The organism is Paenibacillus algicola, from assembly GCF_005577435.1.
In the GTDB taxonomy this organism is placed as follows: domain Bacteria; phylum Bacillota; class Bacilli; order Paenibacillales; family Paenibacillaceae; genus Paenibacillus_AQ; species Paenibacillus_AQ algicola.
The window spans coordinates 2,525,094-2,544,542 of record NZ_CP040396.1 but is presented as its reverse complement, the minus strand read 5'-3'; the positions used below and the strand labels follow the sequence as shown (position 1 = coordinate 2,544,542).

The window sequence follows — 19,449 nt, the reverse complement described above, 5'->3', positions numbered from 1 at the left end:
GCAGACATTGTACAGAAGCTATTGATCAATAGTGATCCACCGTCTACAATATCTGCATGCCTGTTGTCAGCAGCATTACAAGCTTCCTCAGGCATGAATCTAATGAATAAAGTAAAGGAACAGGGACCACCTCATGAAATCGGAACAACTACCCATTGATCAAATACTGCCTACGCTGCTGCATCATTTCAGAGACAACACAAGCGGCGTTTTAATTGCAGAGCCAGGGGCGGGAAAGACGACACGCGTGCCCCTAGCTTTTCTTACGGAGACGTGGTCAAAAGGGCATAAAATTATCATGCTCGAGCCGCGGCGTCTGGCCGCCAGGTCTGCGGCTGCATTTATGGCGAATGCCCTTGGCGAGGCTGTCGGGGCCCGGATCGGATACCGGGTTCGAGCGGACTCCCGGGTCAGCCCGGAGACTGTTATCGAAGTCGTAACCGAAGGCGTGCTTACCCGTATGCTTCAGGAGGACCCGGAATTAACCGGTGTCGGGATGATTATCTTTGATGAATTTCACGAACGAAATCTTCATGGAGATCTGGGTCTGGCTCTGGCCCTGGAATGCCAGAGCGTGCTCCGCGAGGATCTGAGGCTGCTGGTGATGTCAGCTACGATGGAGGCTGAGCCGGTATCCAGGCTGCTGGGCGGGGCAGAAATCATAACTTGCTCCGGCAGGAGCTACCCGGTAGAAACGTTTTATATGCCTCCGCCTTCCGGTCAAGCGCTGGAGGTATCTGTCGCGGCCGCAATCATTCGCTCTTTGCACGAAACGTCTGGAGATATCCTCGTATTTCTGCCCGGCATGAAGGAAATTGAACGCACGGGCAGAGCATTGCGAAGTGCAGGGCTGCCTGAGCATGCTGTAGTGCGTCAGCTGCACAGCCGTCTGCGTCAGCCGGAGCAGGAGCTCGCGGTTGCACCGGACGCTGCTGGCCGCCGCAAGATCATTCTGTCCACCTCTATATCTGAGACGAGCCTGACAATACCGGGTGTAACAGCTGTTGTGGACAGCGGCTGGATGAGGACAGAGGAGTACTCCCGCCGTACCGGACTTCCGCAGCTCGTCACGCGCAGGGTATCCAGAGCATCTGCCGACCAGCGGCAGGGACGTGCCGGCCGTGTTCAGGCAGGAGCTTGCTACAGATTATGGAGTCCGGAGGAGCATGCTGCACTTCAAATTCATACGCCTGCCGAGATCCTGCGCAGTGATCTGTCCTCGTTGACGCTGGAGCTGGCTGTATGGGGAATTCAGGACCCGGCGGAGCTGCATTGGCTCGACGAGCCGCCTTCTGCTTCTATGGACGCTGGAAGAGAGCTGCTGTCTCTGCTGCAGGCCGTAGACGCCGCTGGCAAGGTGACACCGCATGGACGTAGTCTTGCAAAGCTCGGTCTTCATCCGAGGCTGGCTCATATGCTGATCAAGGGAAAGGAGCTTGGCCAAGGGTCACTGGCGTGCCTGCTGGCGGCTTTTTTGCAGGAAAAAGAGTCTGGTGCAGACACAGGCGGCAACCCGGATCTTGCCGTCAGGATAGAGCGGCTTATAGATCAGCTATCCAGGGATACGGCAGACTCCAGCCACAATGATGGAACTCCGTGGTCAGGAATCAGTCGGGAAATGAGACGTCTGATGAGCAAGCTGAACGTCAAGCCGGTGCTGCCCATGGATGCTGACGGAAGCAGCCTGCTGCTGGCGTTTGCCTACCCGGACCGGATTGCAGTACAGCGTGAACAGGGACATTTCGTGCTGCGAAGCGGCCGCGGTGCCGTGTTCCGAGGAGACACTCCGCTTGCGAGGCTTCCACTCATTACCGCCGCCGTTGTGGATGACCGGGGAACGACGGCCACCATTCAGGCTGCAGCGAGCCTGGAGCTCCATGTCCTGGAGCGGCATTTTAAGGAACAGCTGTACATGAAGAAAAGTGTTAACTGGCATGAAGAAGCAGGACGAATTAAAGCGGTTCAAGCTGTGATGCTGGGGCATCTAAAGCTGTCAGAGCGCATGGACCCGCATCCAGACGAAGCGGCTGTGATTCAAGCTGTGGTGGGCGCGGTTCGCAGGGAAGGCTTAGGACTTCTGTCCTGGAGCACGCAGTCATTGCAATGGAAGCAGCGTATGCAGTTTATGAGCAGTCATAACCCTGATTGGCCGAGCGTGGACGATGAAGCTTTACGGGATACGCTGGAGGAATGGCTGGCCCCATACTTAAGCGGTGTGCGAAGCAGGCAGGATCTCAAGAAACTGAAGGCGGGAGAACTGCTTGCCCATAAGCTGAGCTGGGACCAGCGGCAGAAGCTGGAGGAATGGGCGCCCACGCATATTCAAGTGCCGAGTGGATCCCGGATTCCGATTCAATATGAAGATCCGGCGGCACCCTATGTGGAGGTCAGGCTGCAAGAGGTATTCGGGCTGCAGCAGACGCCGCGTCTGGGAGCCTCCCGAACGCCGCTTACCTTTCATCTGTTATCTCCGGCACGGAGGCCGGTGCAGATTACGAAAGACCTGGAGAGCTTTTGGCAGCATGCCTATTTTGACATTAAAAAAGACTTGAAGGGTCGATACCCGAAGCACTACTGGCCGGAAAATCCGTTTGAGGCAGAGGCCACGAACAAAGTCAAGCCAAGAACGTCCCGTTAACGTTTGGCCAACTCCGGCGCGGGGTAATAGATGTCAGACTACACCCGAACAAGGAGGCGTTAACGATGGAAAAGCATGTCGTAGGGGTATTTGAAACCGAGCAAGAAGCGATCAAAGCCATTCAACAGCTGCAGGATCGAGGCGTTTCAGGGGAACGTATATCTGTATTATCGAAGGATAAGCAGGAGATGGAAACGGTATCGGAGGAAACCGGTACGAAGGCACCGGAGGGTGTTGCAGCGGGAGCAGCTACAGGCGGAATTCTGGGCGGCGTAACCGGCCTGCTGGCCGGAGCGGGAGCTCTTGCCATTCCGGGGATCGGCCCGATCCTGGCAGCGGGACCTATCGCGGCAACCTTAACAGGCGCTGCTGTTGGAGCCGGCGCAGGCGGCCTGGTGGGCGGCCTGATCGGCTTAGGTATTCCGGAAGAGGAAGCCAGGGAGTATGAGGGTTATATTAATGAGGGCCGGATCCTGGTATTGGTCGATGACGAGGAGCGGCATGACGATGTGCATGATATTTTTAACTCTAACCGCTCCCTTAATTCAGATCGGTATTCTCGTACAGATAGCCGGACTATTGACGGACTGCCCAATAACAACACTCTGCTGTAAAATAAGGCTTAACCCTAAAGAAGTGGCGGACGAAATCGTACCGCCGCTTCTTTTTTACTTCTGATAATACTATTTCAACATATGAAAAATTCACAAAAACAAACTCTAAAAATAATCGTGTTCATTTTACACGATGTAAATCCTTCTCCCGTTTCTAGAAGCAAGCAGGAGGTTTAAAAGGGAAAGTGAGGCGAGATTAGTCAAGCATAGGACAGATAGTATACAATATGAGACATATAGAGTGTGAAATGGGGGGAGGGGTCGAAAGATGGCCTTTATGATCGCTCAAAGGGCGTTTATCAAAGTGTATTTAATTACCATGGTAGAGCAGCAGCGGGGATACGGGTATCAAATGCTGGAAGAAATGCGGCAAGAGTTCAAAAGCCATGGCTATTCGCCGCCGCAGAGTGAAATCTATCGTGCCCTGCATGAGCTGGTTCAGGAGGGCGTTTTCTACCGGACCAAGCAGCTTAAGGGCAGTGATCCCAAAGTCGATTTTCAGGAGATCGTGCTGTATCACTTTACAAGTGATGGGGCGGAGAAGGCCAGGCTGTATAAGAAGCAGGTGAAGACGGATTTGGACCGCTGTCTGGGTATATTGAACAAAGCAGTAAGAGACAATTACTGACCTATAGCAAGGAGGTTTTTTTCCGTGAGCACGAAATTACGTTTTGGTATTATGAGTACAGCAAAAATTGCCCGGAATTCCATGATACCCGGCATCCTGAAATCGGATCGCTGTGAGGTCACTGCCATTGCCAGCCGGAATGCGGAGAAAGCCGCTGAGGTCGCTGAGCGTTTTGATATCCCGAGATCATACGGCTGCTATGATGAGCTGCTAAATGATCCCAATGTGGATGCTGTCTATATTCCGCTCCCGAACCATCTGCATAAGCCATGGTCTATTAAAGCCATGCAGGCGGGCAAGCATGTGCTGTGCGAGAAGCCGGCTGCCCTGAATGAGCTTGAAATTCGTCAGGTTGCGGAAGCGGCGCAGGAGCATAAGCGAGTATTTGCCGAGGCGTTCATGTATCGTTATCATCCGAAGCATGCCCGGGTACGGGAACTGATCGAAAGTGGAGAGATTGGTCAGATCCGCGGCATTCATGGAAGCTTCACCTTCAATAATGCCGGAGACAAAAGTAATGTGAGATACAGCCGGGAAATGGGCGGAGGCTCTGTGTACGACGTCGGCTGCTATCCGATCTCCGCCGCCCGCATGATCTACGGGATGGAGCCCAGAGCCGTCACTTGTCATGCGATGTTCTCCGAAGAGCATGATGGAGTCGATATGATGGCTCACGGCATGCTGGAGTTTGAAGAAGGGTTGGGCTTGACCTTTGAGTGCGGTATGTGGGCTTATTCAAGGTGCAGCCTCGAAATTGCCGGCACGGAAGGACGCATCGAGCTTCCATCTGCGTTCGGCTGGGAACGGATGGAAGACCAGGCTCAAATTCTGATTCATACGCCCCGGGGCACCCGGGAAGAAAAGCTGGGGGCGCATAATCACTTTGCGCTGCAGGCGGATGCTATGGCTGCAGCAGTGCTGGACGGAGTTCCGCTGCCCTACGGCATGGACGATGCCATTTATAACATGAGGGTCATTGATGCCTGTCAGCGGGCTATTCACACGTCAAGCCGGGTTCTTATTCCTTAACCTTCTTAGGGCTATGAAACATACGCAAACAGCCGGCAGATGGACTGCCGGCTGTTTGCAAGCCTTGAAATGTCATTATTTACGCCTTGCCTTCATTGTGGTAATCATCCTCACCGGGCTCGACATCCATCGCCGGCGAGGTCGCTGTTCCGTATTGCTCCACCGAATCCCAGGCCCCTGCATCATCGAATTTTCCTTCAGCCTGCTGGCGGTGAATACCTGCTCCGCCGGGAGGTGTCGTGATGACCTCTTCTTCGGCAGGGCGCCGGTCCGATCGATTCTGCTCCGGGGTATGCTCTACACAATAAGCGGTATATGGGATGGCTTCCAGCCGCTCATAAGGAATATCCTGTCCACATTCAGCACAAGTGCCGTACGTGCCTTCTTCCATACGCTCAAAAGCGTTCTCAATGTCATCCTGCTCCTGGGTCAAGCTTTCGTCGATCGCCAGATCCCGGCTGCGTTCAAAGGTTTCGGTACCGATATCCCCGGGATGATTATCAGCAGAGCTCAGTTCTCCTGTAGACTCTCTTAACGATTCATCAGACAGCCTCTCGTCCTGATCTCCTTCCTGCGGGCCGAAATGCTGCTCCAGCCGCTCTTTTTCTTCCTGAAGGCGCGCTTTTAACGTTTCCTGTTGTTTTTCGCTCAAATGGCTCATATCTATAACCTTCCCTTCCATATTATAATAAGAGGTGATGCCGGACTTTCATGTAGTCTCCTTACCCCGAGGAAGGGCAGTGCAATCATTCAGCGAAGAAAAGGCGTGGATACTCTATGAACGAGAGCAGATGGTCTACATAGAAAGCAAGCATGATTTTGATATGTTCTGGATCAGGTACAACAATGCTCGGGTACAGTCAGCAAGCTGTTCCCGAAAGTGGAGGGATTATTGATGGATGAACACATGAAACGAAGATTAGACAAGCAAAGAAAGCTGTTCCGTCAGCTGGGCATTCAGATGGATGCCCTGTCCATACACGAGAAGGAATTCAATACGAAGCTGAGAGGCTATGACGCTCAAGAGGTGGATACCTTTCTGGACGATGTCATTAAGGATTACGAACGCTTTTATGCAACCATCTCGGATTTGATGGATAAATGGCAGGAGCAGCAAATGATTATTCGTGATCTGAAAGCCGGGCTGCGTCCAGAGCAGGAGAAGCCGGGCATTGACCCGGCAGTGATGGAGGAGGCGGTGAGCCGCCTGGAGGCAGATCTTGCACTCCTCAAGAAAGTGATTCGACCCGAACCGAAATACTATATTGACTAAATGAGCAGATCGACATTACAGGGGGAGGCCAGTCCTTTGCCGCCGAATCGCCGTGCGTTTAATATCAGAGTAAAAATTATTATCGGCTATCTGCTGGTGATCGCCTGTCTGGGCGCATTCCTGTGGGTCGTCTCCGGCCGTATGGCCGTGCTGCATCAGGAGGCCGATTTTATCGGCCGCCATGACATTGAGGTGCACCGCCTCGCCCATGAAATCGAGAAAAGCCTGCTGGAGCTGGAGAATGGACAGCGTGGCTTCGTGATCACTGGAGATCCGGAATATCTGGAGCCTTATGAGGAAGCCTTGTCCACCTGGGAGTCGGATTATAACAAATTGATCCGGCTGATTGAGAACAATGACAATCAAATTAACGATCTTGCAGCGATCAAGAACAATATTGAGAAGTGGATTGAAACCGCAGGGCAGCCTGCCGTTCGGATCAAGCAGGCCGGACAGGATGAAGAAGCTCTGCAGTTCTTTATCAATGATCCCGGGAAGTCCACGATGGATGTGCTGCGAAATCAGTTTACCGTCTTTCGCACAGCTGAAAGAGAGCTGACGGCAGCAAGGGTGGATCAGATGAAGAGCCGCAACCTTGAGCTGCTGTGGACCATGTATGGCCTTTGGAGCGGGATCGCACTGGCTACCTTGGCCGGAGCTTTCATTATTTCCAGAACCATCGTGAAGCCGATCAACCAGGTGTCGGAGACGATCCGGGAGATCGCCAAGGGAGGCAATCTGTCCCGCAGAATTGTAGTTACGACCCGGGATGAGGTATACACGCTCGCCGAGGAAACCAATAAGCTGCTGGAAAGCGTAAGCCGTCAGGCCTGGATCAAGGATCAGGTGACCGCCATGACGACACTCCTTCAGAACGCCGACAAGCTGGACATGCTGACCCGGTTTTTTACGCACCGTGCAGCGAGAGTGCTTGGCGCGCCTTATGCCGCGCTTTTCCTGCAGCATGAGGATCAGCATCTCATGAAGGCGTCCGCGTTTGCCGATCCCGACGGCGAGCCCTGGAATAAAGTGAGAGACCGGTTCCAGCCGGGTGAGGGACTGGTAGGACAGTGCGCGGTGGAGAAGAGGATATTAACCTTTGAGGACGTACCGTCCAACTATGTCCGGATTGAATCCGGACTGGGGGATGCTGAGCCAAGCTGTTTGATCGTAGCGCCGATTATGACGGATGACGATGTGGAAGCCGTGCTGGAGCTTGCCTTGTTCAAGCCATTAGATGCCGCCTGCATGCAGCTTCTGGAGCAGCTGCTGCATGTGTTTGGACAAGCGCTGGGATCCATGAAGAGCAAGCTGGAGATTCAGAAGCTTTACCGCGAATCCCAGGCCCTGAACGAGGAGCTGCAGCTGAAATCGGAAGAGCTGCAGGCTCAAACCGAAGAGCTGCAGAGCCAAACCGAGGAGCTGCAGGTTCAGTCGGCCGAGACGCGTCAGCTGAACCATGAGCTGGAAGCGCAGAAGAACGCTGCCCTGTTTGCTGCCAGCGAAATTGAACGCTATGCGGAGCAGGTGGAGCAAGGGTCTAAATACAAATCGCAATTTTTGACAAACATGTCCCATGAGCTCCGCACTCCGCTGAACAGCATGATGATTCTGTCACAGATTCTGTCCGAGAACAAGAACGGCAATTTGTCGGAGGAGGAGCAGAACTATGCTTCGGTCATTCATAAATCAGGTACGGAGCTGCTGAATCTGATCAATGACATTCTGGACTTATCGAAGGTGGAGGCCGGCAAGCTGCAAATCGAGATGGATATGGTTAATGTAACGGAGCTGCCGGAAATGGTCGTGAACCAGTTCGGCAAGCAGGCAGAGGAGAAGAATTTGCAGCTGAGCGTGCATATTGAGCCTGATGTTCCCGATGCCTTTTGCTCGGATGGACTGCGGCTTCATCAAATTCTGCGGAATTTGCTGTCTAACGCCATTAAGTTTACAGAGTCCGGCGGGGTTGCGTTATCCATCGCAATGCTGGAAGAAACGGCAGCAGAAGGGTCGATGCCGCAGGGCAGGATGATCGCGTTCAAGGTTACGGATACCGGCATCGGAATTGCGGAGGAGAATCTGGCTCCGGTGTTCGAGGCGTTTCGTCAGGGAGATGAATCCACGGCCCGGAAATACGGCGGCACAGGGCTCGGGCTGACCATATCGCTTCAGCTGGCCCGAATGCTGGGTGGTCATCTCGAGGCGCAGAGCAAGGTAGGCGAAGGCAGTACATTTACGCTGCTCCTCCCGGCAAGGCCGCCGGCTCTGCTGGATCAGCAGATGTTCTCGCAGCCGGAGGCTGCAACGAGCCTGGAGAGCGGCAGTCCTCCTTCAGATTCTGAAGGGTCGGGGGATGAAGACGGAGAAGAAGGCTTCTCCGATGAGCCTGTAAATTACAGGTTTGAGGGACAAACCGTACTGATTGTGGATGATGACATTCGTAATGTATACGGGCTCGCGAACGCGCTGGAAAAGGCCAATTTGAACGTGCTTACTGCTCAGCATGGGGATGAAGGTCTGGACATTTTAGCCTCCGGCGAGCAGGTGGACATTGTTCTGATGGATCGAATGATGCCGAAGCTGGACGGATTACAGGCCTTAACGCGCCTCCGCCAGGTAGAAGCCTATGAACAGCTTCCTGTTATTATGCTGTCAGCGCGGGCAAATGATGAGGATGAGGCGCAGTGCAGGGCTGCCGGCGCGGATGCATACATTATGAAGCCGATTCAGCTGAGCGAGATTTTTGCAGAGATGCATACTCTCATGAAGCGTGCGGATTCCGAGATGCCTGGATTGGCAGATGGGTGACCATGTGGCGATCACCTTGGTGAGTGGCGTTGGACTTTATGAATCTCTTTCAGCCGATGGATGCTGCATAAATGAGCAGTACAATCAGTCCGGCACCGGCAATAATTAGATGAATCCAGCCCAGTGAACGCACGGCGGCTTTATCTCCCTGACTCTTGGTCGAGAGCAAATGTCTGTCAAACATAAATAACAATAAAGCACTGATCACAAGAATACCGACAATGTACCAGGGGTAATGTGTCTGGCTCATAAGAGGCCCATCCTTTCTTTGCAATACAGGTTCTATGAGCCAGTGTTTGTCGTTTTCCTTGATTTTATGTAGTTCTATGATATTCCGGAAATTCAGCGTCAGAAGGAGCGCTGGTTTCCGGTTTTTTTGCAGATTAGCCTTACTTGCCTAAAGACATAATAAGCTTCACAAGCCGTTACACTTTAGGCAGGAGGAATGAGCAGGATGAGCAACACAAAAGCAGCAGCAAAGCCCGGCGTCAAGGAAGACAAGCAAACCTTAAAGTGGTGGCAGCTTTCACTGCTTGGTGTTGCTTCTACGATTGGCACTGGATATTTCTTGGGCTCGAGCCTCGGCATCAAGCTTGGCGGACCATCCATCTTGATTGCTTTTCTGCTCGCGGCAGCCGGAACGTTTATTGTATTTGATGTGCTGGCCAGGATGACCGCAGAGGACCCGCAGGAGGGCTCCTTCCGATCCTATGCCAAAAAAGCATACGGCCGCTGGGCCGGCTTCTCTACAGGCTGGATGTACTGGTGCTCCGAGGTGTTAATTATGGGAAGCCAGATGACGGCGCTTGCGCTGTTCACAAGCTTCTGGCTGCCGCAGGTGCCGATGTGGATGTTCGCGTCCGGCTATGCGGTGCTGGGACTGCTCGTCATCTGGATCGGAAACAAGGTCTTTGATCGATTGGAAAATGTGCTGGCGGTGCTCAAGGTCGCTGCGATCGTCATGTTTATTGTGATCGGTGTTATTGCGCTCCTGGGCTGGCTATCGGGCGGCATCAAGCCTAATGTCCCGTTGTCAACAGCCGAGCTGTTTCCGACCGGAGGTCTCGGGCTGTGGTCCTCGCTTATTTTTGCCTTTTACGCCTTTGGAGGGATTGAGGTTATGGGCGTAATGGCGATCCGGCTGAAGGATCCTAAGGAGGCACCTAAATCCGGGCGTGTTATGATTATCGTGCTGACGATCATCTATATTTTCTCTTTGGGGCTGGCCTTAACATTGCTGCCGTGGAACCAGTTCTCCACCACCAAGAGCCCGTTCATCGTCGCTCTAGGGTCTTACCAGCTGCCCTTTGTCCCCCACGTCTTTAATGCGGTGCTGATTGTGGCCGGCTTCTCAACGATGGTGGCTTCTCTGTATGCAGTTACGACGATGCTCGTCACGTTGTCGGAGGATCATGATGCCCCTGGGCTGTTCAGCAAAAAAATGTTTAAGCAAAAAACGCCGCTCTATGCACTTAGTCTGACGGCTGGCGGACTCCTTCTGTCCATCGTGCTCTCTTTGCTGATGCCCGGCAAAATTTATGAGTACCTGACGACGGCTGCCGGATTAATGCTGCTGTACAACTGGTTCTTCATTCTGGTGTCGGCAGGCCGCAACTTGAAGCTGACCAAGTGGGGACAGGTCAAAAGATATACGGGCATGCTGCTCATACTGCTCGCTGTGAGCGGCTCTATTTTTCATCACACCAGCCGGCCGGGCTTCTGGATCAGCCTGGGCTTTATTCTGCTAATCCTGGCCGTTGTGCTTATCATGCAATCGGTATGGCGCAAGGCAGAGAAGCTCCAAGGGAAGGGGAAAGCAGCCTCGAAGCTGCGGGCCAAGCCGGTTCGATAGCCTTACCCAAACAGTGCTGCAGCTGCCCGCCAGCCGAAATACAGGCCAAAGCCGATAAGGGATAAACCTGAAAGCACTGAAATCCAGGTAATGGCCCGGTCACTTAGCATCTTGCGGAAGGAGCTGGCGATTGCGGCCATGACCACATCCCAGATCAATACGCCGAGGATGATGGCACCGCTGAAGAGCAGCAGGTCGCCGGTACCATGATCTGCAGCGGTCTTGACCATGACCGAGCCGTAGATGCCGAGCCAGAACAGAATGGTCATAGGATTAGACAGGGACATGATGAAGCCAGAGCGCACGGAGGCAAGCAGCGAATCGTCCTGATGATGGGCGCTGATGGATACCTTGCCGTCAGACAGAACACTTTCAATGCCGGTATACACCAGCACGAAGGCGCCGAAGGCCCATAAGAACGTCTGCACAAACGGCGTGCTTACAAAGTGAACGACACCCATATAGACCAGCACCATATACACAATATCTGCGAGAACGGCACCAACGCCGAGCAGCCAGGAATGCAGAAATCCTTTCTTCAGCCCTTTATCCAGCTGTGCGGCATTGATCGGACCAATCGGAGCGGACAAGGACAATCCAAGAAAAATATAGCTGAGCAACACACTCATGCGCTTCTCTCCTTCGCATTGACTAGAATAGGCTTGCCATTGACAGCCTGTACTCAATATATTCAGGATGCTGGCCACTCATTCTAGATTTGAAATGAAGAGAAATGCGTGCACGGTTTAGGAGGCTGATATTCATGATCTTTCGTATCGGGGTCGTGGCGGACACACATATGCCAAGAATGGCGAAGCAGCTGCCGAGCAGGCTGACAGAAGAGCTCTCCGCCTGCGACCTGATTATTCATGCGGGTGACTGGAGCCATCCTGACGTCTTTCAAGCATTATCCATGCTCGCTCCTGTGGAGGGCGTGATTGGCAACGCAGATCCCGAAGAGCTTAAGCAACAGCTGGGGCTCACCAAAGTAATTGAAGTGCAAGGTGTCGTGATCGGAATCGTTCATGGTCACGGCTCCAAAGGAACGACCGAGCAGCGTGCGCTGCAGGCCTTTAAGAATATGGATAACATTCAGTGCATTATCTATGGTCACTCCCATATTCCGGTTTTACGGGAAGAAAGGGGGATCCTGTTGATGAATCCCGGTTCGCCGACAGACAAGCGAAGACAGCCGCAGTATTCATGGGGGATCCTGGAGATTGAGGAGGGGGTGCTGTCCGGCAGGCTTGTTTTTCATGGGGACAAAAATTAACTCAGGCTGCTGTTCATTTTACATAGCGCTAATGCTGTGGTAACAGCCCTCCTGTATCGTACTGGTTAGATGCAAGTCTTAACCGTAGGGGGAATCAGGATGGCGGCTGAAGCCATAAAGGAGCTGGAAGACTTTCTGGAGCTGGTCAGCAGGCATGAGCGAAAAATCCGGGACCTGCTGGAGCGTTCCTACTTAACCGAACAGGAAATCCGGTTTATACTGGATCATACATTGGTCATTCCTGGGAATGGCGATAGTCTTTAAATGCATATGATGTGTCTAGCATGCCCGGGACCGGGCATGCTTTTTATTTGCTTGAGAAGTGAGGGCACAGTCAGCAGCTTTTGAAGTGACTGTAAAACGGTTAATATAAAATGAATTAGGACAAGGCAGGGAGTGAGGACCATGGAACAAGCTTCTCCGAGCCATATTCATATTGGCTTGTCCGGCTGGGGAGATCATGATGATCTGTACGAGGCGGGTACAAAGGCAGGAGAGAAGCTGGCTGTGTATGCCCGGCATTTCGACCTCCTCGAGATGGATAATTCTTTCTATGCAATCCCTTCACGGGAGCGAATGCAGAAGTGGAGCGCACTAACGCCGGACACATTCGGATTTATCGTCAAGGCTTACCAGGGCATGACCGGTCATGAGCGTGGAAAACATGACTACGATGATTCCAGATCCATGTTCACAGCCTTTCAGAACTCCGTAAACGTGCTGAAGGAGGAAGGTAAGCTTCGAACGGTCCTGTTTCAGTATCCGCCGTGGTTTGACTGTGATAAGAAAAATGTGGATATTCTAAAAAAAACCCGAGAATGGATGCAGGACTATCCGGTAGCGCTCGAGTTTCGGCATCAGAGCTGGTTTGCGCCGGAATTTCGCGAGAAGACACTTGACTTTATGAGGTCTGAGGGCTGGATTCATAGCATTGCAGATGAGCCGCAGGCCGGAACAGGCTCCGTACCGCTCGTGCTTCAACCGACTCAGGAGCATGCGGTCATGGTTCGGCTTCACGGCAGAGATCCTTCCGGCTGGCATTCCAGCGGGCAGGATAACTGGAGGGAGACCCGGTATCTATACCGTTACAGTCAAGAAGAGCTGGAGGAATGGAAGGCGCATGTGGAGCAGCTTCTGGGCAGCACCAAGGCCTGCTGGATTATTTTTAATAACAATTCCGGCGGAGACGCTGCTGCCAATGCCAAGCAGCTTCAGAAGCTGCTTCGGTTGCCTACAGGTCCTGCAAAGCTGGAGCAAATGCAATGGAATGTGTAAGAAGCCGTTATGGATTCATCTGTTTCCGAGATCAATATTATATAAAAGCGCTATTTTCGGACGGGATGCTATTTAGAGTATAATGTGAATGTAAAATGTTTAGGAAATTCCGTCCATAACCATCAAAATAATCTGACGGAGGGAGTCAGCAATGAAGACCCTTGACCGAACAGCAGAGGGACCCTGGGAGAAGTACCACGGTCCGAATTTAGGGTACATCCAAGAGCAGTATGAGAAATTTTTGGAGGATGCGGAGTCTGTAGATCCTGCTTACCGCGAGCTATTCGCGAACTGGGGACCGCCGCCATCCTTTGCAAAAGGTGAAAAGAAAGCGGATTCGCAGGCAACGGCAGCCGGCTTTAACCGTGAAATGCTGAAGAAAAGTGTAAATGCCGGGAAATTGGTGTGGAATATCAGAACGTATGGTCATCTGGCCGCAGACATTGATCCTATCGGGATCTCAGCCGAAGCGGATACTCGTCTTCTGCAGCCTGAAACCTATGGACTCAGTCAGCAGGACCTGACAGCACTGCCTGCGGAGGTGGTGTGGGAAGAAGCTCCAGAGGATGTTAAGAACGGCTGGGAAGCGATTCAGAGACTTCATCAAATATATACAGGCACCATCGCTTATGAATTCAGTCATGTGCATGAGGAAGAAGAGCGGAACTGGCTGAACAGCCATGCTGAATCCGTGGTGCATCAGATTGTCCTGAGCAAGGAAGAACGTCATCACCTGCTCAAGCGTCTGTTTGAAGCGGAGCAGTTCGAGGATTTCCTTCATCGTAATTTCGTAGGTGCTAAGCGCTTCTCTGTAGAGGGCAATGATGCTTTGGTTCCAATGCTGGATGAGATCGTTCGGGAAATGGCCCATGAGCATGTCGATTCTGTATTGATCGGTATGGCTCACCGGGGACGCCTGAACGTGCTTGCTCATGTTCTGAAGAAGGAATACAGCAAGATTTTCTCGGAGTTCATGCATGCTCCTACGAACAAGCATTTAGTGCCTTCTGAAGGCACAATGGGCATTAATTATGGCTGGACCGGCGACGTGAAGTACCATTTGGGAGCAGACCGCTTCGTGAAGGAAGGGGAAGCGCATGAAATGCGTGTTACCCTCGCGAACAACCCAAGTCACCTGGAATATGTGAATCCGGTCGTTGAGGGCTTCACCCGCGCTGCACAAGAAGACCGCACACAGCCTGGATATCCGAAGCAGGATGAGAACAAGGCCGTTACGATTATTCTTCACGGGGATTCTGCGTTCCCAGGCGAAGGCGTCGTTGCGGAAACATTGAACTTTAACAAGCTGCCGGGCTTCCGTAACGGGGGAACCATTCACGTCATCGTGAACAACCGGATCGGCTTTACGACAGAAGGCCGGGACTCCCGTTCGACTTACTATGCGAGTGATCTGGCTAAAGGCTACGAGATTCCGATTATCCATGTCAATGCGGATGATCCGGAGGCTTGTATTTCTGCTGCCCGTCTCGCAAGCGAATACCGCAACCGATTCAAGAAGGACATTCTGATCGACCTCGTGGGCTATAGAAAATACGGCCACAACGAGACCGATGATCCGGAAACGACGCAGCCTCTCATCTATCAGAAGGTGAAGAATCATGCCAGCGTCTCCAATCTTTATGTAGATACACTGATCCAGCAGCAAATGATTACTGCGGAGGAAGTCGATCAGCTGAAGGCTAAGGTTCAGAGCAGCCTGAAAGAGGCGTACGATATCGTGAAGAACAGCGAGTCTTCTGATCACGTGCTGCTGAACATCAAGCCGAGCGGAGACAAGAAGAAGCCGAAGGCGAAGACGGGCGTGGCTCTGGAGCAGCTGCGGGAGATCAACCGGGAGCTGCTGAACTGGCCGGAGGGTTTCACGGTCTATCCGAAGCTTAAGCGTATTTTGGAGCGCCGCAGCACGGCGCTGAATGAAGGCGAGAAGGTAGATTGGGGCCATGCGGAAACCTTGGCTTTTGCCTCTATTATTGCCGATGGCAATCCGATCCGGATTACCGGTCAGGACGCTGAACGGGCAACCTTTGCACACCGTAACCTGGTGCTTCACGATTCCGTGAACGGCTCAACATTCTGTCCGCTGCACCGCCTGCCGCAGGCGAAAGCATCGTTCGCTATTCATAACAGTCCACTCTCTGAGGAATCTGTACTGGGATTTGAATATGGCTACAACGTATATTCACCTGAAACGCTCGTCATCTGGGAAGCTCAGTATGGTGATTTCACAAACTGTGCCCAGGTCATTATTGACCAATTCATTACTTCCGGCAGCTCCAAATGGAGACAGAAGTCAAGCCTCGTTATGCTGCTGCCTCATGGCTATGAAGGTCAGGGTCCAGAGCATTCCAGTGCAAGACTGGAGCGTTTCCTGCAGCTGAGCGGTGAAGATAACTGGATGGTCGCTAATCTGACTACGGCAGCACAGTATTTCCATCTGCTGCGCCGTCAAGCCAGTCTGCTGAACACAGAGGATGCGAAGCCGCTCGTATTGATGGCTCCGAAGAGCTTGATTCGGAACCCGCGTGCAACCTCTGCTATCACAGACTTTAGCGAAGGCTCCTTCCAGGAAGTCATTCCGCAGCCGGGTCTCGGACAAACTCCGAAGAAGGTAGAGCGTCTGATCCTGTGCTCGGGTAAGGTAGCGATTGATCTGGAAGAAGCACTTGATAAGCAAGAGGGAGAAGATTTCTCCTGGCTGCACATTGTACGTGTAGAACAGCTGTATCCGTTCCCGAAGGAAGAGATTGCAGCCATGCTGAAGCCGTTGACGAGCCTGAAGGAAGTACTGTGGGTTCAAGAGGAGCCGCAGAACATGGGAGGCTGGAGCTATATGGAGCCGCGCATCCGTGAAGTTGCCGGCAAAGAAGTAGAAGTACGCTATAATGGACGTCCGGAGCGCTCAAGTCCTGCCAGTGGATACCAAGATGTGCATGCTTATGAGCAACAAAGCATCACGTCCTTTGCTCTGAATCGTAAAACTATCAATCATCAGATCTCATTGGGGAGGTAACGGCTGTGAGCGAAATTACTGTACCGGCTATGGGCGAATCAATCACTGAAGGAACAATTTTTAAATGGCATGTTAAAGAAGGGGATCAGGTTCAGGTAGGCGACGTGCTGCTGGAGCTGGAGACGGATAAGGTAAACCTTGAAATCAGCGCAGAAGACCAGGGCGTCATCGAGCAAATCCTCCGCCAGGAGGGTGACAATGTGACAATAGGCGAGGTCATTGGCCGCATTTCAGCGCAAAGCAATGACGCTGTGGCGCCATCCAAGCCTGCCGAGACCCAGGCTGCGCCTGAGGGTGCAGTGACGAAGGAAGCGGTAGAGAAGCCGGTTCAGCCGGCTGCTGCTGCTGAGCCTGCAGACAATAGCGGTTTGACCGCTTCTCCTTCAGCCCGCAAGCTTGCGAGAGAGCGCGGCATTGATCTGAACCAGGTTCAGGGACGCGATCCGAACGGCCGGATTTACCATGAGGATGTCAAGAACCACAATGAGTCCAGCAGCAAGCCGTCTGCATCTGCACCTAAACAGGAAAGCAACCCGGCTGCAGCTGCTCCAGCAGCTTCAGAGTTTGGCGGCAAGCCGGTCGAGCGCAAGCGGATGTCCCGCCGCCGTCAGACGATTGCGAATCGTCTGGTGCAGGCACAGCAGACCGCAGCAATGCTGACAACCTTTAACGAAGTGGATATGACTGCGATCATGGACGTCCGTAAGCGCCGGAAGGATGCTTTCAAGGATAAGCATGACGTGAACCTGGGCTTTATGTCCTTCTTCACAAAAGCAGTGGTTGGCGCCTTGAAGCGTTACCCTCTGCTGAATGCTGAAATTGATGGGGATGACATCGTAGAGAAGAAGTTCTATGATATCGGCATTGCCGTATCTGCTAAGGAAGGTCTTGTAGTTCCGGTTGTTCGCGATGCGGATCGGATGGGCTTCGCTGCCATCGAGAAGGAAATTGTGAATCTCGCGAATAAAGCGCGCAGCAACACCCTGTCCTTGTCCGAGCTTCAGGGAGGCACCTTTACCATCACGAATGGCGGCGTGTTCGGCTCTCTGCTGTCCACTCCAATCCTGAATGCTCCACAGGTCGGTATTCTGGGCATGCATAAAATCCAGCTTCGTCCGGTAGCCATTGATGCCGAGCGTTCCGAGAACCGCCCAATGATGTATATCGCTCTTTCCTACGATCACCGGATCGTAGATGGAGCAGAAGCGGTAGGCTTCCTCGTAACGGTGAAAGAGCTACTGGAGGATCCGGAATCTTTGCTTCTGGAAGGCTAAGATTTGAACTCATAAATATTCAATTTTTAAATACAGCCTAAATAAAGACCGTCCATGGCCATCCACTCCCTTTCTGTAACAAATCAGGGGAGTGGATAGCGGGACGGTCTTCTCTTTAAGATTACATAGCTCACGCCCCGAGAAATGTTCTCGGGGCGTGACAGGAACTTTATTCGTTGGTTGGGGAACTGGAGGTGTTCTCTTCGCTGCGCGGATTCCAGTTTTCTGCCTGCGGCTCGATGTCACTTCCGTTCTTCACTTTGTTGCGCTGCTCCTGGGAGTCGGTTTCCGTGCTTTGTTCATTTCTGACTTCTTCTCCAGATGGCTGATTCATGGAAAATTCCTCCTTCAAGGGTTATGATAACGTATGTCTGTACAGTCTGGTCAGTTTGATCCGATTCGATCCGAACCCAAAGTGTCCAGCCTGTATAGATGTACATACCCTGTCTGATCTCGCGGCAAACAGCAGCTGCATTGATTTTGAACGACGATGAAGTGTAACATAACATGAGAACAAGGAACGCGGTGAAGCCATAGCTTACGCGAAAGCTGAAAGGAGAACTTAACGATGATGAGAAATACAAGCAATGAAGGCAAGGTATTGGTGTTTACAGGTGCTTATGCTGAAAGCCATGAGACGGGAATATGCGTGTATGCGTTTCATCCTGAAAGCGGGGATTTAGAGCTGTTGGATCAGCAAGCAGGCATCAAGAATCCTACCTTTTTAAATGTAGATCCGAAGCGAAGACTGCTGTATGCCATTGGTGAGACGGAGCAGGATGGACAGAAGCGCGGCGAAGTGGTGACCTTTGCCATTGATGTCGACGCAGGTACATTGAAGCTGCTATCGCGCAGCAATTTCAGCGGCAGCTCCACCTGCCACATCCAACGAGATGAGAAGGGACAATACCTGCTGCTTTCCAGCTATCATGGAGGCTTTGTCGATCTGGTATCTCTGGATGAGAACGGAATTCCATCACAGCTATTGGAGGAGTATAGTCACACCGCTTTTCAAGCGACAGAGAATGACAAGCCTAAAGCTCACTCTGTCTTCTTCAGCCCGGACGAGCAGTACATTATGGCTCAGGATTTAGGGCTAGACAAAATCATGGTATCTCAGATTGATGCAGAGGCTGGTAAGCTGAGCAATCGTCATGTGGTTGATCTGAAGCAGGGAGCCGGTCCGCGTCATTTGGCATTTCATCCTGACGGGCAATATGCATACGTCATTAATGAGCTGAATTCTACAATCACAGCGTTCAGCTACAAGGCAGCAACCGGTGAGCTGACAGAACAGCAGACCGTTTCTACATTGCCTGCAGGGTTTGAAGGAGAGAATGGGTGTGCAGAAATTGCGGTGTCGAAGGATGGTCGCACCCTGTACGGCTCAAACCGCGGACATGACAGCCTGGCCGTTTATAGAATACACCCGGAAAACGGCAAGCTGGAGCTTCTTCAGCATATTTCTACGGAAGGTGGCCACCCGCGCCATTTCTGTATGCTGCCAGGTGAGAGCTTCTTGACCGTGGCGAATCGGGACGGCAATAACCTGGTTATGTACCAGGTGAATCAGGAGGATGGCACGCTTACCTATACTGGAAAGACTGTTGCTCAATCCAAGCCTGTATGTGTGAAGCCTGCGGTCTTTGAATGATCTGGACTATGAGAGTGATAGAGATTCTGAAATTGAAATGGTTTATGACCTAAATTATTAATTTTGATGGTCATTATTACAATTATTGTAAGATGACAGA

At 52.3% G+C, this 19,449-nt stretch carries 17 protein-coding genes; 13 read left to right on the top strand and 4 right to left on the bottom strand.

The genetic code is table 11. The features are described from left to right. The first annotated feature begins 133 nt into the window (after nucleotides 1-133). The 4 genes from hrpB to E6C60_RS11765 all read left to right on the top strand — a co-directional run bounded on the left by hrpB (nucleotide 134) and on the right by E6C60_RS11765 (nucleotide 4,909). Nucleotides 134-2,638, top strand: a complete 2,505-nt coding sequence (gene hrpB / locus E6C60_RS11780) for an ATP-dependent helicase HrpB (RefSeq protein ID WP_138226019.1) — start codon at nucleotides 134-136, stop codon at nucleotides 2,636-2,638. 65 nt (nucleotides 2,639-2,703) lie between these two features. After that, the gene (locus tag E6C60_RS11775) at nucleotides 2,704-3,252 is read left to right on the top strand and encodes a general stress protein (RefSeq protein WP_138226018.1); all 549 of its coding nucleotides are present in this window, start codon (nucleotides 2,704-2,706) and stop codon (nucleotides 3,250-3,252) included. A 268-nt stretch (nucleotides 3,253-3,520) separates the two neighbouring features. Further along, on the top strand, nucleotides 3,521-3,880 hold the full coding sequence (locus E6C60_RS11770; protein ID WP_138226017.1) for a replication termination protein: 360 nt from the start codon (nucleotides 3,521-3,523) through the stop codon (nucleotides 3,878-3,880). Between the two features lie 24 nt (nucleotides 3,881-3,904). Beyond that, the gene (locus tag E6C60_RS11765; protein WP_138226016.1) at nucleotides 3,905-4,909 is read left to right on the top strand and encodes a Gfo/Idh/MocA family protein; all 1,005 of its coding nucleotides are present in this window, start codon (nucleotides 3,905-3,907) and stop codon (nucleotides 4,907-4,909) included. A 79-nt stretch (nucleotides 4,910-4,988) separates the two neighbouring features. On the opposite strand, the gene E6C60_RS11760 is transcribed toward E6C60_RS11765, so the two are convergent. Beyond that, nucleotides 4,989-5,570, bottom strand: coding sequence for a TraR/DksA C4-type zinc finger protein (locus E6C60_RS11760; protein ID WP_138226015.1), 582 nt, complete (start codon nucleotides 5,568-5,570; stop codon nucleotides 4,989-4,991). A gap of 234 nt (nucleotides 5,571-5,804) precedes the next feature. Here E6C60_RS11760 and E6C60_RS11755 point away from each other — a divergent pair, with 234 nt between their 5' ends. Together E6C60_RS11755 and E6C60_RS11750 are read left to right on the top strand one after the other, a co-directional pair. Then, a complete protein-coding gene (locus E6C60_RS11755) occupies nucleotides 5,805-6,182 on the top strand; it encodes a DivIVA domain-containing protein (protein ID WP_138226014.1) in 378 nt (125 codons plus the stop codon). Between the two features lie 36 nt (nucleotides 6,183-6,218). After that, nucleotides 6,219-8,990 (top strand): CHASE3 domain-containing protein, encoded by a 2,772-nt coding sequence (locus tag E6C60_RS11750; protein ID WP_233280991.1) that lies wholly within the window; start codon nucleotides 6,219-6,221, stop codon nucleotides 8,988-8,990. 49 nt (nucleotides 8,991-9,039) lie between these two features. Here E6C60_RS11750 and E6C60_RS11745 read toward each other — a convergent pair whose 3' ends face one another. Continuing rightward, nucleotides 9,040-9,240: a hypothetical protein gene (locus E6C60_RS11745; protein WP_138226012.1), complete on the bottom strand. Its 201-nt coding sequence runs from the start codon at nucleotides 9,238-9,240 to the stop codon at nucleotides 9,040-9,042. A 204-nt stretch (nucleotides 9,241-9,444) separates the two neighbouring features. Between E6C60_RS11745 and E6C60_RS11740 the strand changes: the two genes are divergently transcribed. Continuing rightward, nucleotides 9,445-10,842 (top strand): amino acid permease, encoded by a 1,398-nt coding sequence (locus E6C60_RS11740; RefSeq protein ID WP_233280990.1) that lies wholly within the window; start codon nucleotides 9,445-9,447, stop codon nucleotides 10,840-10,842. 2 nt (nucleotides 10,843-10,844) lie between these two features. Here E6C60_RS11740 and E6C60_RS11735 read toward each other — a convergent pair whose 3' ends face one another. Continuing rightward, entirely contained in the window at nucleotides 10,845-11,471 is a 627-nt protein-coding gene (locus E6C60_RS11735; RefSeq protein ID WP_138226010.1) for a LysE family translocator, read from the bottom strand. Between the two features lie 134 nt (nucleotides 11,472-11,605). Between E6C60_RS11735 and E6C60_RS11730 the strand changes: the two genes are divergently transcribed. From E6C60_RS11730 to odhB, 5 genes are all read left to right on the top strand, one after another. Next, complete coding sequence (locus E6C60_RS11730) at nucleotides 11,606-12,115, top strand: metallophosphoesterase family protein (RefSeq protein WP_233280989.1); 510 nt, start codon at nucleotides 11,606-11,608, stop codon at nucleotides 12,113-12,115. Nucleotides 12,116-12,214: 99 nt separating this feature from the next. Next, a complete protein-coding gene (locus E6C60_RS20945) occupies nucleotides 12,215-12,379 on the top strand; it encodes a hypothetical protein (protein ID WP_175415282.1) in 165 nt (54 codons plus the stop codon). A 141-nt stretch (nucleotides 12,380-12,520) separates the two neighbouring features. Next, nucleotides 12,521-13,390, top strand: coding sequence for a DUF72 domain-containing protein (locus E6C60_RS11725; protein ID WP_138226009.1), 870 nt, complete (start codon nucleotides 12,521-12,523; stop codon nucleotides 13,388-13,390). A gap of 151 nt (nucleotides 13,391-13,541) precedes the next feature. Beyond that, entirely contained in the window at nucleotides 13,542-16,421 is a 2,880-nt protein-coding gene (locus E6C60_RS11720; protein ID WP_138226008.1) for a 2-oxoglutarate dehydrogenase E1 component, read from the top strand. A gap of 5 nt (nucleotides 16,422-16,426) precedes the next feature. Beyond that, entirely contained in the window at nucleotides 16,427-17,695 is a 1,269-nt protein-coding gene (gene odhB, locus E6C60_RS11715) for a 2-oxoglutarate dehydrogenase complex dihydrolipoyllysine-residue succinyltransferase (protein ID WP_138226007.1), read from the top strand. A 169-nt stretch (nucleotides 17,696-17,864) separates the two neighbouring features. Here odhB and E6C60_RS20940 read toward each other — a convergent pair whose 3' ends face one another. Then, nucleotides 17,865-18,029 (bottom strand): hypothetical protein, encoded by a 165-nt coding sequence (locus E6C60_RS20940; RefSeq protein WP_175415281.1) that lies wholly within the window; start codon nucleotides 18,027-18,029, stop codon nucleotides 17,865-17,867. A 237-nt stretch (nucleotides 18,030-18,266) separates the two neighbouring features. On the opposite strand from E6C60_RS20940, the gene E6C60_RS11710 reads away from it, so the two are divergent. Continuing rightward, on the top strand, nucleotides 18,267-19,349 hold the full coding sequence (locus E6C60_RS11710) for a lactonase family protein (RefSeq protein ID WP_138227773.1): 1,083 nt from the start codon (nucleotides 18,267-18,269) through the stop codon (nucleotides 19,347-19,349). Nucleotides 19,350-19,449 lie beyond the last annotated feature (100 nt).

Bases quoted from the DNA above. Each gene is read 5' to 3' on its own strand.
- hrpB (WP_138226019.1), top strand. From the start codon at position 134: ATGAAATCGGAACAACTACCCATTGATCAAATACTGCCTACGCTGCTG.
- E6C60_RS11775 (WP_138226018.1), top strand. From the start codon at position 2,704: ATGGAAAAGCATGTCGTAGGGGTATTTGAAACCGAGCAAGAAGCGATC.
- E6C60_RS11770 (WP_138226017.1), top strand. From the start codon at position 3,521: ATGGCCTTTATGATCGCTCAAAGGGCGTTTATCAAAGTGTATTTAATT.
- E6C60_RS11760 (WP_138226015.1), bottom strand. From the start codon at position 5,570: ATGAGCCATTTGAGCGAAAAACAACAGGAAACGTTAAAAGCGCGCCTT.
- E6C60_RS11755 (WP_138226014.1), top strand. From the start codon at position 5,805: ATGGATGAACACATGAAACGAAGATTAGACAAGCAAAGAAAGCTGTTC.
- E6C60_RS11745 (WP_138226012.1), bottom strand. From the start codon at position 9,240: ATGAGCCAGACACATTACCCCTGGTACATTGTCGGTATTCTTGTGATC.
- E6C60_RS11740 (WP_233280990.1), top strand. From the start codon at position 9,445: ATGAGCAACACAAAAGCAGCAGCAAAGCCCGGCGTCAAGGAAGACAAG.
- E6C60_RS11735 (WP_138226010.1), bottom strand. From the start codon at position 11,471: ATGAGTGTGTTGCTCAGCTATATTTTTCTTGGATTGTCCTTGTCCGCT.
- E6C60_RS11730 (WP_233280989.1), top strand. From the start codon at position 11,606: ATGATCTTTCGTATCGGGGTCGTGGCGGACACACATATGCCAAGAATG.
- E6C60_RS20945 (WP_175415282.1), top strand. From the start codon at position 12,215: ATGGCGGCTGAAGCCATAAAGGAGCTGGAAGACTTTCTGGAGCTGGTC.
- E6C60_RS11725 (WP_138226009.1), top strand. From the start codon at position 12,521: ATGGAACAAGCTTCTCCGAGCCATATTCATATTGGCTTGTCCGGCTGG.
- E6C60_RS11720 (WP_138226008.1), top strand. From the start codon at position 13,542: ATGAAGACCCTTGACCGAACAGCAGAGGGACCCTGGGAGAAGTACCAC.
- E6C60_RS20940 (WP_175415281.1), bottom strand. From the start codon at position 18,029: ATGAATCAGCCATCTGGAGAAGAAGTCAGAAATGAACAAAGCACGGAA.
- E6C60_RS11710 (WP_138227773.1), top strand. From the start codon at position 18,267: ATGAGAAATACAAGCAATGAAGGCAAGGTATTGGTGTTTACAGGTGCT.